Here is a 13,111-nt window from a genome sequence, read left to right on the forward strand (position 1 = left end):
GCTCACCTGCGTGACGCACGTGTGCACCGACGCATCGAAGGCCCTCCTGCAGCGCATCCGCGCGTCCGTGATCGGTGACGACCAGGTCATGGAGGGTCCCTACGGGCCGCGCCGGGTGACCTACGCCGACTACACCGCGTCCGGGCGCAGCCTCACCTTCGTCGAGGACTTCATCCGCCACGAGGTGCTGCCGGCCTACGCCAACACCCACACCGAGGCCAGCGGCACCGGCCTGCAGACGACGCGGCTGCGCGAGGACGCGCGCCGCATCATCCGCGACGCCGTCGGCGGCGACGACGAGACGGTCGTGGTGTTCTGCGGCGCCGGCAGCACGGCCGCGATCGACAAGCTGATCGGCATCCTCGGGCTGCGGGTCCCGGCCGGCCTCGACGACCAGTACCACCTCTCCGACGCGATCCCCGCCGACCAGCGCCCGGTCGTGTTCATCGGCCCCTTCGAGCACCACTCCAACGAGGTCAGCTGGCGCGAGACGATCGCCGACGTCGTCACCATCCACGAGGACGCCGACGGCCGGGTCTCCCTCGACCACCTGCGCGAGGAGCTCGAGCGGCACGCCGACCGGCCGCTGAAGATCGGCTCGTTCTCGGCGGCGTCCAACGTCACCGGCATCGTCACCGACACCGAGGGCGTCGCCGACCTGCTGCACGAGCACGGCGCGCTCAGCTTCTGGGACTTCGCCGCCTGCGCCCCCTACGTCGACATCGAGATGTACGGCCCCGGGGGCTCCCACAAGGACGCGATCTTCATCAGCCCGCACAAGTTCATCGGCGGCCCCGGCACGCCCGGCGTGCTGGTGGTGCGGCGCGAGCTGATGACCAACCGGGTGCCGGTGGTGCCCGGCGGCGGGACGGTCATGTACGTCAACCCCACCGAGCACCGCTACCTCGACGACCCCGCCCACCGCGAGGAGGGCGGCACCCCGGCGATCGTGGAGTCGATCCGCGCCGGGCTGGTGTTCCAGCTCAAGCAGGCCGTCGGCGTCGAGACGATCCAGGCCCACGAGGAGACGCTGCTGCGCCGCGCGGTCGAGGCGTGGCAGGCCGAGCCGACGCTGCAGATCCTCGGCAACCTCGACTCCCAGCGGCTCTCGATCGTCTCCTTCGTGGTGAAGGCGCCCGACGGCAGCTATCTCCACCACAACTTCGTCGTGGCCCTGCTCAACGACCTCTTCGGCATCCAGACCCGGGGCGGCTGCTCCTGCGCCGGCCCCTACGGCCACCGGCTGCTCGACATCGACCTCGACCGCAGCCACGCGTTCGAGGCCCAGATCGCCACCGGGTGCGAGGGCATCAAGCCCGGGTGGGTGCGGGTGAACTTCAACTACTTCGTCGACGAGGAGGTCTTCTCCTACGTCGTCGAGGCCGTCCGCCTCGTCGCCCGCGACGGCTGGCGGCTGCTCGGCGACTACCGCTTCGACCCGCTCACGGGGCTCTGGCACCACCGCACCGGACCCGTCGAGCCGCCGCTGCGCCTCACCGACGTCTCCTACGCCCCCGACGGCACGATGACCTGGCCGAGCCACACGACGACGGCCCCCGTCGAGGTGCTCCGCGAGCACCTCGACGAGGGGCGGGCGATCATGGCCGCCGCGACGCCGCCGGACTGGTCGGACCCGGCGCACCTCGGTGAGGACTTCGACGCCCTGCGCTGGTTCGCGCTGCCCGCGGGCTCACTCGGCTGAGCGCGACCGCGACGGCCACACCGTCGCGGCGAGACCGGCCGCGCCCGCGGCGATCCACGGGACCGGCATCATCCAGCGCAGCTGGCTGCCGTCGACCACGTCTGTCTGGAACAGCGCCCAGACGACGAGCAGGCCGGCGAAGGCCACGCCCATCACGAGCTGGCCGACGTTGACCGGGTGGAAGCCCGAGGGCCGGTCCGGTGCGTCGAGGGGGCCGACCATCGGCTCGTCGTAGCCGTACACGTCGGTGCCGTAGGTGTCGTAGGTGGAGTAGGTGTCGCGGTCGTCGTGCTCGGTCATCGTCGTGCTCCTCAGGCTGCTTCGCGGACGACGATCTCGCCGCCGACCAGGTCGATGGTGATGGACAGGTCCGGGGCGCCGACGCCGCCGTCGACCGTGCCGTCCTGGGTGATGTCGAAGCCGTCGCTGCTGGTGCCGAAGACCCGGCTGTAGCCGCCGACGACCCCGGTGGCGACGTCCACGTCCATGCCATCGGGGACGACGACCTCGACCCGGCCGCCGACCCCGGTGATGTCGATGTCGTGCCCGTCGAGCCCGTCGACGTCGCGCACCTGCGAGAGGTCGAGGGTGAAGGTGCCGCCGGCGAAGTCATAGCTGTCGCGGACGTCCGCCGCCGACGTCGGCGCGTGCTCGACGCGGGTGTCGCGCACGTCCTCGCCGACCGAGGCGGCCGCCGTCGCGAGCGCCGCGACCAGGCCCAGCAGGACCAGCCCGCCGGCGCGGCCCCAGAAGGAGCCGACCAGGAGCATCACGGTCGTCAGGGCGAGGGCGAGCGCCGGGTACGCGCTGTCGACGACGTCGACCCCGGCCAGGTCGACGACGCCGAGCACGCCCTCGGCCAGCGCGATGAGCGCGAGCGTGAAGAAGAACAGGATCGGCCCGCGCCGGCGCGGGTTGCGCGGGGTCCGAGGTGCCCGGGCCGGGCGGGCGTAGGACGCGTCCCAGCCCTGGTAGGCCACCGGCCCGGCGGCCGGCGTCCACGCGGCGGCGGGGTCGGTGGAGGCGTCGGTGGGGTCGTAGGTGGGGTCGTAGGTGGGTGCCTCGCCGGTGGCGAAGGGCGGGGCCGGCGGCTCCGCGGCCCCGTAGCCGCGCGTCGGCTCGCCGGAGCGCTTGCGGTGCAGGAACCACACGACCAGCGCGGCGACCACCGCCAGCGGCCACGGGAACCAGAACGCACCGGCCCACTCGCCGACCGCGCACAGCAGGGCGAACACGCCCACGGCGGCCAGCGCGATCGACCGGTTGCGCCGGTCGAGGCCGAGCGGCTCGTCGGACGTGCCCTCCTCGGGCACGAGGATCCACGCGCCGACGTAGGCGAGCAGGCCGGCGCCGCCGAAGAAGACGGCCACCACCAGCACGACCCGCACGATGATCGGGTCGATGTCGAGGTGGCGGGCCAGGCCGCCGGCGACGCCCGCGACGTGGCGGTCGGTCACGCTGCGCCGCAGCCGCCCGAGGTCCAGCACGTCGTCGCGGGTGACCCGGGGGCCGGAGCCCGGCGGCGGCTCGGTGCCGGTGCCGGTGGAGGTGGTGCCGGTGGTCTCGTCCATGTCACCCACTCTCGCCGCTCCCGCGAACGCCCACCATCGGGGACAGCCCTGATCCGCCCCGCGCCGACCCGGGGGCGGCTCAGGGGCGCCTCGGGGTCAGTCCTCATGGTCCGGCCCCCTCGCGCCTGCCACGATGGAGCCACGATGAGCCAGACCACCACGAGCGCAGCCGGACAGCGTCCCGGCGGGACGCGCCGCGCCCACCGCGACACCACCTCCCCGATCGCGGGCGGGGTCGCGGCGGGGCTGGCCGTCCACCTCGCCGTCCCGGTGCTCTGGGTGCGCACGTTCTTCGTCGCGACCGCGCTCCTCGGCGGGTTCGGGCTGCTGCTCTACGCCGGCCTGTGGATGTTCCTGCCCTCGGGCCAGGCGTTCGAGGTGAGCGCGCCCGGGCTGGAGAGCGCGACCCGCACCGGCAAGCGCCCCGGCCGACGCTCCCGGCTGCGCGACGCCGGCCCGGCGGTCGCGCTCGGCGCGCTGTTCTTCGGCGTGGTGCTGGGCTTCGAGGGGATCTTCGGCCAGGGGGTCCTGTTCTGGCCGGTGGTGCTCGGCGTCGCGGGCATCGCGCTGCTGTGGCGCCAGGCCGACGAGGCGCAGCGCGAGCGCTGGGTCGACTCCTCGGGCCGCATCGACCCGTTCCGCGCCGTCTTCGGCAACGGCGGCTGGGCGGCGTACACCCGGATCGCCGCCGGCCTCGGCCTGGTGCTGACCGCGCTCATCGTGTTCGCCGTCGTCGCCGGGCAGGCCCGGTTCGCCGTGCCGGTGCTGGTCGCTGGCCTGCTCGGCCTGCTCGGCCTCGCGCTGGTCGTGGGGCCGTGGGTGGTGCGCCTGGTCGACGACCTCGGCGCCGAGCGCGCCGAGCGGGTCCGCACCCAGGAGCGCGCCGACATGGCCGCCCACCTGCACGACTCGGTGCTGCAGACGCTCGCCCTGATCCAGAAGAACTCCCACGACGCGACGACCGTGGCCCGGCTCGCCCGCTCGCAGGAGCGCGACCTGCGCCAGTGGCTCTTCGAGGCCGACACCGCCGACGCCACCACCCTGGCCGGCGCGCTCAAGGAGATGGCGGCCGACGTGGAGTCCCAGCACCCCGTCGTGGTCGACGTGGTGACCGTCGGCGACTGCGACCTCGACGAGGCGTTGCGACCGGTCGTGCTCGCGGCCCGCGAGGCGGTCGTCAACGTCGCCAAGCACGCCGGCACCCGGCGCGCCGACGTCTTCGCCGAGACCACCCCGACCGCCGTCGACGTGTTCGTCCGCGACCGCGGCGCGGGCTTCGACGCCGACGCGGTCGCCCCCGACCGCCAGGGCGTGCGCAGCAGCATCGTCGACCGGATGGTGCGCCACGGCGGGCGGGCGGACGTACGCTCGGCCCCCGGCGAGGGCACCGAGGTCCGCCTGCACATGCCCCGCTCCGCCCACCCGACCGACCAGGAGACCCGATGACCGAGACCACCCCCGGCCCGACCGGCCCTGCCGGACCCGTGCGCGTCGTGCTGGTCGACGACCACGCGATGTTCCGGGCCGGCGTGCGCGCCGAGCTCGCCGCGAGCGGGGCGGGCGTGGTCGAGGTGGTGGGCGAGGCCGCCGACGCGGACGCCGCGGTCGACGTGGTCCACCGGCTGCGCCCGCAGGTCGTGCTGCTCGACGTGCACCTGCCCGGCGGGGGAGGGGTCGAGGTGATGCGCCGCCAGCCGTCGCACGACACCCTCTACCTCGCGCTCTCGGTGTCCGACGCGGCCGAGGACGTCATCGGCACCATCCGCGGCGGTGCCCGTGGCTATGTCACCAAGACCATCACCGGGCCCGAGCTGGTCGACGCGATCACCCGCGTCGCGGGCGGCGACGCGGTGTTCTCGCCGCGGCTGGCCGGCTTCGTGCTCGACGCCTTCGCCGGCTCGATCGACGTCGCGGCCGTCGACGAGGACCTCGACCGGCTGACCGAGCGCGAGCGCGAGGTGATGCGGCTGATCGCCCGCGGCTACGCCTACAAGGAGGTCGCGAAGGAGCTCTTCATCTCGGTGAAGACCGTCGAGACCCACATGTCGTCGGTGCTGCGCAAGCTGCAGCTCTCCAGCCGCCACGAGCTCACCAAGTGGGCCTCCGACCGCCGCCTGCTCTGAGCGCCACCGACCCCCGACGGGGTGAGCGAGGTTTGACAAGCCCGCCCCGAACCGGTGGGGTCGACGGATGGCAGACACGGTGACGAAGCCCGACCTGGACGACGACGACAGCGAGCTCAAGCGGTCCATCACCGGGGGCCAGCTGTTCTTCTACACCCTCGGCGACGTGCTGGGATCCGGCATCTACGTCCTCATCGGCCTGGTCGCCGCGGCCGTCGGAGGTGCCTTCTGGATCGCCTTCGCCGCCGGCGTCACCGTGGCTGCGATCACCGGCGCGGCCTACGCGGAGCTGGTCACGAAGTACCCCCGTGCCGCGGGCTCCTCGCTCTACGTGCAGAAGGCGTTCGGCAACAAGGCCCTGACCTTCTTGGTGACCGTGTCGTTCCTCGCCGCGAGCTTCGCGGCGACCGGCTCGCTCGCCACCGGCTTCGCGTCGTACTTCACCGAGCTCTGGTCCGCACCGCCGGCCCTGCTGGTCTCGCTGGTCTTCGTCGCGCTGCTCGTGGTGGTCAACTACATCGGCATCACCGAGTCCGTGGTGATGAACATGCTGATGACCTTCGTGGAGGTCAGCGGCCTGGTCATCATCATGGTGATCGGCATCTGGCACGTCGCCGAGGGCCAGGCGGACTTCTCCACGCTCGGTGACATCAGCGTCTCCGGCAACCCGGCGCTGGCGGTCCTCGCGGGCGTCGCGCTGTCGTTCTTCGCGATGACCGGCTTCGAGAACACCGCCAACGTCGCCGAGGAGACGATCGACCCCTACAAGGCCTTCCCGCGCTCCATGGTCGGCGGCATGGTCGTGGCCGGCATCGTCTACGTCCTGGTCTCGATGGCGGCCGCCCTCGCCGTCCCGACCGACCAGCTCGCCGACGAGGACCTGGGTCCCGCGCTGCTGCAGGTGGTCGAGTCCGGCATCCTCCCGATCTCGACCGACTTCATGACCAAGCTCTTCACCATCATCGCGCTCGTCGCGATCACCAACACGACGCTGGTCACGCTCGTGACGCAGCCGCGCATCCTCTACGGCATGGCCCGCGAGGACGTCGTCCCCGGCGTCTTCGCCCGGATCCACCCCGTGCGTCGCAGCCCGTGGGTCGGCCTGCTCTTCAGCGGCCTCGTGGTGGCGGCGCTGCTGGTCACCGGCTACGCGGTGTCGGCGGCCGGGGGAGGGCTCGACCTGGTCAACCGGCTCGCGACCGTGACGGTGGTCTTCCTGCTCGCGATCTACGCGCTGGTCATCGTGGCGTGCCTCAAGCTGCGCGGGCACGACGAGGACGACCGCGCCTTCCGGGCCAACACCCCGCTGCTGGTGCTGGGCCTGCTCGGCAACCTCGCGATCCTCTACTACGCCGTCTACGACGACCCGCACTCGCTCTGGTGGTGCGCCGGGCTGCTGGCCGTCGGCGGGATCCTGTTCGTCGCCGAGAAGCTCTTCGGCAGCAAGGGCACCGGGACCCGCACCCCCGACCTCGACGAGACCGTGAAGGGAGCCTGACATGCACGTCGTCGTCGCCACCGACGGCTCGCGCCAGTCGCTCGCAGCCGCCAAGCAGCTCAAGTCGTTCGCCGACCCCGCCAAGATCACCGACGTCTCGGTGGTCGCGGTGATCCGTCCGCTGGCCTCGGTCGCGTTCGCCGACGACCTGTCGGAGAACAAGCTGGACGGCTCGTTCCGCGACGCCGCCCAGGGCGCCGTCGACGCGATCGCGGCGGTCTTCGACGGGTGGGGCCCCAAGGTCCACAAGCGGATCCGCAGCGGCTCGGCGGCCAACGAGATCATCAAGGCCGCCAAGCAGTACGACGCCGGCCTGGTGGTGGTGGCCGCGGGCGGTCGCGGGCTGAGCGACAGCGTCCTGGTCGGCAGCACCGCCCAGCGCGTGCAGCACTACGCGCCGTGCCCGGTGCTGGTCGTCCGGCCGGCGCCGAAGCAGAAGAAGCGCTGACGGGGAGCCTCGCGCCGGTCGCTAGGGTGTCCGCCATGGAGACCCTGCGGCTGGTGCTGCTCTTCGTCCACATCCTCGGTTTCGCCGCCCTGCTCGGCGGCCTGCTGGTGCAGCTGCGCAGTGAGCCGAAGGTCGTCAACTCCCTCATGCGCGACGGTGCGGGCACCGCGTTCCTGGCCGGTCTGCTGCTCGTCGGAGTGCTCGAGGGCCTCGGCAGCCCCGACCACGCCAAGATCGGCGTGAAGTTCGCGATCGGCCTGGTCATCCTGGTCCTGGTGATGGCCAACCTCCGCAAGCCGAGCATCCCGCAGGGCCTCTACTACGGCCTCCTCGCGCTCACCGTGGCGAACATCGCGATCGCCGTGTTCTGGTCGCCCGCGCACGCCTGACCCGGCCCGTCCCGGGTCCCCTGCACAGGCGGCGGTCGCGAGGCGGCGGATGTCGTCCCCGGCGCATAGGCTGGACGCGACATGAGCCCCACTGACGCACCGGCCGACCAGGCCCTCTTCGAGCACCGCGACCACCCCCTCCTCGACGGTCTCAACGACCCGCAGCGGGCCGCCGTGACCCATGCCGGCGCGCCGCTGCTCGTCGTGGCCGGAGCCGGCTCGGGCAAGACCCGCGTGCTCACCCGCCGCATCGCCTGGCTCATCCAGGAGCGCAAGGCCCATCCCGGGTCGATCCTGGCGATCACCTTCACCAACAAGGCCGCGGCCGAGATGAAGGAGCGCGTCGAGGAGCTCGTCGGCAAGCGCGCCCGCATCATGTGGGTCTCCACCTTCCACTCCGCGTGCGTGCGCATCCTGCGCAAGGAGATCGACCGGCTCGGCTTCAAGTCGAACTTCTCGATCTACGACGCCGCCGACTCCAAGCGGCTGATGACGCTGGTGCTGCGCGACCTCGAGCTCGACCCCAAGCGCTACCAGCCCAACGCGGTCCTCAACTGGGTCTCGGACCAGAAGAACGAGCTGCGCGACGCCGAGGACGCCGCCAAGGAGGCGCGCAACTCCTTCGAGGAGGCCTACGCCAAGGCGTTCACCGCCTACCAGCGGCGCCTGCGCGAGGCCAACGCGCTCGACTTCGACGACCTGATCATGACCACGGTCCACCTGCTGCAGGCGTTCCCCGACGTCCGCGAGAACTACCGCCGCCGGTTCCGCCACGTCCTCGTCGACGAGTACCAGGACACCAACCACGCCCAGTACAGCCTGATCCAGCAGCTGTGCGGCGTCTCGATGGAGGAGCCGGAGACCGAGGTCGCGGGGGAGCGCGTCGAGCCCAGCGAGCTGATGGTCGTCGGCGACGCCGACCAGTCGATCTACGCCTTCCGCGGCGCCGACATCCGCAACATCCTCGACTTCGAGCAGGACTTCCCCGACGCCACGACGATCCTGCTCGAGCAGAACTACCGGTCCACCCAGACCATCCTCACCGCGGCCAACTCCGTCATCGGCAACAACCGCAGCCGCAAGCCCAAGCGGCTGTGGAGCGAGGCGGGCGACGGCGAGCGGATCGTCGGCTACGTCTCCGACGACGAGCACGACGAGGCCAGGTTCGTGAGCCAGGAGATCGACACCCTCGTCGACGACCACGGCGTACGCCCCGCCGACGTCGCGGTCTTCTACCGCACCAACGCCCAGTCGCGCGTCTTCGAGGAGGTGTTCATCCGCACCGGCCAGCCCTACAAGGTCGTCGGCGGGGTCCGCTTCTACGAGCGCAAGGAGGTCCGCGACGCCCTGGCGTACCTGCGGATGCTGGTCAACACCGCCGACGAGATCTCGCTGCGCCGGGTGCTCAACACCCCCAAGCGCGGCATCGGCGACCGGGCCGAGGCCTGCATCGCCGCGCTGGCCGACCGCGACCGGACCACCTTCTGGGAGGCGCTGACCCGCGCCGCCGAGGCGCCGGGTCTCGCGACCCGCTCGCTGCGCAACATCGAGGCGTTCGTCGCGATGGTCCAGGAGCTGCAGTCGATGGTCGCGGCCGACGAGCGGCCCGACGTGATCCTCGAGTCGGTCCTCGAGCGGTCGGGCTACCTCACCGAGCTCGAGGCCAGCGACGACCCGCAGGACGGCACCCGCGTCGAGAACCTCGCCGAGCTCGTCGCCGTCGCGCGCGAGTTCGCCGAGGACCCGCAGCCCGGCCCGAGCGCCGACCCCGCGGACATCGAGGCCGGCACGGTCGCGGTGGGCCTGGGCGACTTCCTCGAGCGGGTGGCGCTGGTCGCCGACGCCGACCAGATCCCCGACGCCCCGGACGGCGACGACTCGGGCGTGGTCACGCTGATGACCCTCCACACCGCGAAGGGCCTGGAGTTCCCGGTCGTGTTCCTGACCGGTCTCGAGGACGGGATCTTCCCCCACCAGCGCTCGCTGGGCGACCAGCCCGAGCTGGAGGAGGAGCGTCGCCTGGCCTACGTCGGGCTCACCCGCGCGCAGCAGCGGCTCTACGTCTCGCGGGCGATGGTCCGCTCCGCGTGGGGCGCCCCGGCCCACAACCCGGCCAGCCGGTTCCTCGACGAGCTGCCCGTCGACCTCGTCGACTGGCGCCGCACCGCCGCCGAGCAGACCCGCTGGGGCCGCGCCGACCACACCGGCGGCTCGGTCCGGATGGGCAGCCCGACCGACGCCGGCCGCCGCAACTTCACGTCGGCCGCGATGCGCGCCGACGCGGCCGCCAAGGCCAAGCCGGCCCGGGAGATCCCGAGCCTGGCCCCCGGCGACCGGGTCGTCCACGACTCGTTCGGGATGGGCACCGTGGTCGCGGTCGAGGGGGTCGCGGAGAAGTCGGTCGCCTCGATCGACTTCGGCTCCGAGGGCGTCAAGCGCCTGCTGCTGCGCTACGCGCCGGTCGAGAAGCTCTAGCGGCCCGCGTCACGCACCGCTCGGGCGAGGACGAGGCGTACGCCGGGGGCAGCGGTGGCTGAGCCACGTTCCGCGCGTGCAGAAGGTGGGTGGCTCACCGCTCGCGGGCGCCGACGGGCGCCGACGGGCGTACGTCATGGTCGGCGGCGGCCGGGGTGACCGCGAGCCAGGACGTACGGCGTACCTGCGGGGAGTCCCCGCGGCGCTGGGGACGGGGCGGTGCGTGAGCCACGTTCCCAACGCGGAGAAGGTGGCTGGCTCACCGCTGGCGGGCGAGTCACCGCGCGCCGGGGGCAGCGGTGCGTGAGCCACGTTCCCAACGTGGAAAAGGTGGCTGGCTCACCGCTGGCGGGCGGGTCACCGCGCGCCGCGCGGATGGGCGGTGCGTGAGCCACGGTCCCAACGCGGAGAAGGTGGCTGGCTCACCGCTGGCGGGCGGGTCACCGCGCGCCGCGCGGATGGGCGGTGCGTGAGCCACGTTCCGCGCGCGGAAAAGGTGGCTGGCTCACCGCTCGGGTGCGGAGGAGGCGTACGGCGTACGCCGCCGGGCCGACCGTCAGCGGAGGAGGGTCAGGGGACGATGCCGTGCTCGACGAACGCCTGGAACGGGTCGACCGGACCGCCGCCACCGGGGCGGACCTCGATGTGGAGGTGCGAGCCGGTGACGTTGCCGGTGGCGCCGACGGTGCCGATGACCTCGCCGCCGTTGACCCGGTCGCCGACCGAGACGTAGATCGAGGTCTGGTGGCAGAACCAGATCTCGGTGCCGTCGTCGAGCGTGACGACGGTCTTGTTGCCGTAGGCGCCGTCGTAGCCGGTGGAGGTGACGGTGCCGTTGGCGACCGCCATGATCGGGTCACCCGAGTTGCCGTTGAAGTCCAGGCCGGTGTGATAGCTGGCCCAGAGGCCGTACTGACCGAAGGTCGCGGTGATCTGGTAGTTGGCGAGGGGGAGAACCCACTTGTTCTCCTTGATCTTCGCCGCCTGCTCCTCGGCCGCCTTGCGCATCTCGTCGAGCTTGGCGGCCCGCTCGGCCATCTGCTTCTCGGCCAGGGCGACGAGCTCGGGGTCGGTCTCCTCCGCACTGACGTCGGCGTCGCGGGTGTGGTCGCGGCTGGCGACCTCGCCCCGGCGGGCCAGCGCCGTGCCGGACGCGCCGATCGCGCTCGCGGCGTCGACCGAGGATCCGGAGGCCGTGAGCCGGGTCGCGCCCGCGCCGCCGGCGGCGACGGCGCCACCGGCCGAGATCGCGAGGACCGCGACCCCTGCGACTAGGGGGAGGGACGGCAGGCTGGACAGCGGGGACCGGCGCGGGGGCGTGGAGGCCCGTCGCTTTCCGGTCACGGGTGCAGCCGGAGCCGAGGTGGTGCGACGCTTGGGAGCGCGCTCCGCTCGGTGGTTGCCCATGGAGGAGTCACCAATCTGCCGGGTCAGGGGGGTCGGGTCGGCAAGACCGCGCACGACTGTAACGGAAAGATCACGGGAAAGCGCAACCCTTGCACCGATTCGTGGTGCAACTGTGGATTACGTCCGGAAGCCGGACGTCAGCGGCGCACCGCCTGGTAGCGCTCGAGGGCCTCGGTGCGCTCCTCGGCGTGGTCGACGATCCGGCGAGGGTAGTCCTGCTCGTAGCCGGTGTCGGACTTCCACGGCTCGTGGGCGGCCTTGCCGGGGAGGTGGTCGAGCTCGGGCACCCAGCGGCGCACGTAGTCGCCCTGCGGGTCGAACTTGAGTCCCTGGGTCACCGGGTTGAACACCCGGAAGTAGGGCGAGGCGTCCGTGCCGGTGCCGGCCACCCACTGCCAGCCGTGGTTGTTCGACGCGACGTCGCCGTCGATGAGCAGGTCGAGGAAGTGGCGTGCGCCGACCGGCCACCACACGTGGAGGTCCTTGGTGAGGAAGGAGGCGGTGATCATCCGGACCCGGTTGTGCATCCACCCGGTCTCGCGCAGCTGCCGCATCCCCGCGTCGACGATGGGGAAGCCGGTGGTGCCGGTGCGCCAGGCCTCGATCGCGTCCTCCGGCTCGTCGTAGCGCATCCCCTCCAGCGCCGGCTTGAGGTCGTGCCACGCCGAGCGGGGCTCCTGCCACAGCACGTCGGCGTAGAACTCGCGCCAGGCCAGCTCGGTGGCGTAGGTCGAGGCGGGGTCGAGGTCGGCGAGCAGCGAGCGCGGGTGCAGCACGCCGAGGTGGAGGTACGGCGAGAGGCGCGAGGTGCCGTCGTGGTCGGGCCGGTCCCGCTCGCTGCTGTAGTCCGACAGCCCGCCGTCGCGGAAGGTCCGCCAGCGGCGCCAGGCCGCGTCCTCGCCGGCACCCGGCAGGTCGAACGGCGCCTCCTCGACCGCGCGGTGCAGGACGTCGAGCGCGCGCTGGTGGGAGTCGGCCGGCGCCATGTCGGGGGAGCGCGGGGTGTGCGCCGGCTCGGGCCAGCCGTGCTCGCGCCAGGCCCGCGCGAAGGCGGTGAACACCTGGTAGGGACCGCCACTCCCGTTGACCACCCGGCCCGGGCCCACGGCGTACGGGGAGCCGGTGGCGACCAGCTCGACGTCCTGGCCGAGGGCGTCGTCGCGGCGCCGGCCGTACGGCGTGGTCTCGGCGGAGACGTGGACCCGCCGGCCGGCGGCCACCCGCGGCACGACCTCGCGCGGGTCCCCGTACTTCAGCGAGATCGGCACCCGCTCGGCGAGGTCGAGGACGTTGGCCGCCAGCCACGCCCGGCGCGCCGGTCCGGCCCCGTCCCACAGCGCCGGGTCGACGACGAACAAGCCCGTGACCGGTCCCTCGTCGAGCGCCGCGAGCAGCGCGGGGTTGTCGCGCACCCGCAGGTCGCGGCGGAACCACATCACCGAGGAGTCGTGCTCAGCCATGCGCTCAACGTAGCCGGGGGGTGACCACCACCACGCTC

General features: G+C 72.6%; 12 protein-coding genes. 7 read left to right on the forward strand and 5 right to left on the reverse strand.

Going from position 1 to position 13,111, the window contains the following annotated elements:
- Window positions 1–10 precede the first annotated feature (10 nt).
- A complete protein-coding gene (locus LN652_RS18025; RefSeq protein WP_230441962.1) occupies window positions 11–1,702 on the forward strand; it encodes an aminotransferase class V-fold PLP-dependent enzyme in 1,692 nt (563 codons plus the stop codon).
- On the opposite strand, the gene LN652_RS18030 is transcribed toward LN652_RS18025, so the two are convergent.
- Both LN652_RS18030 and LN652_RS18035 read right to left on the reverse strand, forming a co-directional pair.
- Complete coding sequence (locus LN652_RS18030) at window positions 1,691–2,002, reverse strand: hypothetical protein (RefSeq protein ID WP_230441963.1); 312 nt, start codon at window positions 2,000–2,002, stop codon at window positions 1,691–1,693. The genes LN652_RS18025 and LN652_RS18030 overlap by 12 nt on opposite strands.
- An 11-nt stretch (window positions 2,003–2,013) precedes the next feature.
- Window positions 2,014–3,273: a PspC domain-containing protein gene (locus LN652_RS18035; protein WP_230441964.1), complete on the reverse strand. Its 1,260-nt coding sequence runs from the start codon at window positions 3,271–3,273 to the stop codon at window positions 2,014–2,016.
- Window positions 3,274–3,417: 144 nt separating this feature from the next.
- On the opposite strand from LN652_RS18035, the gene LN652_RS18040 reads away from it, so the two are divergent.
- From LN652_RS18040 to pcrA, 6 genes are all read left to right on the forward strand, one after another.
- Window positions 3,418–4,719: an ATP-binding protein gene (locus tag LN652_RS18040; protein ID WP_230441965.1), complete on the forward strand. Its 1,302-nt coding sequence runs from the start codon at window positions 3,418–3,420 to the stop codon at window positions 4,717–4,719.
- Entirely contained in the window at window positions 4,716–5,396 is a 681-nt protein-coding gene (locus LN652_RS18045; RefSeq protein WP_230441966.1) for a LuxR C-terminal-related transcriptional regulator, read from the forward strand. Before LN652_RS18040 ends, LN652_RS18045 begins: the two co-directional genes overlap by 4 nt.
- A 67-nt stretch (window positions 5,397–5,463) precedes the next feature.
- Window positions 5,464–6,894 (forward strand): APC family permease, encoded by a 1,431-nt coding sequence (locus LN652_RS18050; RefSeq protein WP_230441967.1) that lies wholly within the window; start codon window positions 5,464–5,466, stop codon window positions 6,892–6,894.
- Window position 6,895: 1 nt separating this feature from the next.
- Window positions 6,896–7,342: a universal stress protein gene (locus LN652_RS18055; RefSeq protein ID WP_230441968.1), complete on the forward strand. Its 447-nt coding sequence runs from the start codon at window positions 6,896–6,898 to the stop codon at window positions 7,340–7,342.
- A 35-nt stretch (window positions 7,343–7,377) separates the two neighbouring features.
- Window positions 7,378–7,731 carry a hypothetical protein gene (locus LN652_RS18060; RefSeq protein WP_230441969.1) on the forward strand — a complete coding sequence of 118 codons (354 nt, stop codon included), beginning with the start codon at window positions 7,378–7,380 and terminating at the stop codon, window positions 7,729–7,731.
- Window positions 7,732–7,812: 81 nt separating this feature from the next.
- Window positions 7,813–10,206 carry a DNA helicase PcrA gene (pcrA, locus tag LN652_RS18065; protein ID WP_230441970.1) on the forward strand — a complete coding sequence of 798 codons (2,394 nt, stop codon included), beginning with the start codon at window positions 7,813–7,815 and terminating at the stop codon, window positions 10,204–10,206.
- Between the two features lie 94 nt (window positions 10,207–10,300).
- Here pcrA and LN652_RS18070 read toward each other — a convergent pair whose 3' ends face one another.
- The 3 genes from LN652_RS18070 to LN652_RS18080 all read right to left on the reverse strand — a co-directional run bounded on the left by LN652_RS18070 (window position 10,301) and on the right by LN652_RS18080 (window position 13,073).
- Window positions 10,301–10,438, reverse strand: a complete 138-nt coding sequence (locus LN652_RS18070) for a hypothetical protein (protein WP_230441971.1) — start codon at window positions 10,436–10,438, stop codon at window positions 10,301–10,303.
- 338 nt (window positions 10,439–10,776) lie between these two features.
- Window positions 10,777–11,550, reverse strand: coding sequence for a M23 family metallopeptidase (locus tag LN652_RS18075; protein ID WP_230441972.1), 774 nt, complete (start codon window positions 11,548–11,550; stop codon window positions 10,777–10,779).
- 200 nt (window positions 11,551–11,750) lie between these two features.
- Window positions 11,751–13,073: a cryptochrome/photolyase family protein gene (locus LN652_RS18080; protein ID WP_230441973.1), complete on the reverse strand. Its 1,323-nt coding sequence runs from the start codon at window positions 13,071–13,073 to the stop codon at window positions 11,751–11,753.
- Window positions 13,074–13,111 lie beyond the last annotated feature (38 nt).

It is taken from the genome of Nocardioides okcheonensis (assembly GCF_020991065.1).
Classification (GTDB): domain Bacteria; phylum Actinomycetota; class Actinomycetes; order Propionibacteriales; family Nocardioidaceae; genus Nocardioides; species Nocardioides okcheonensis.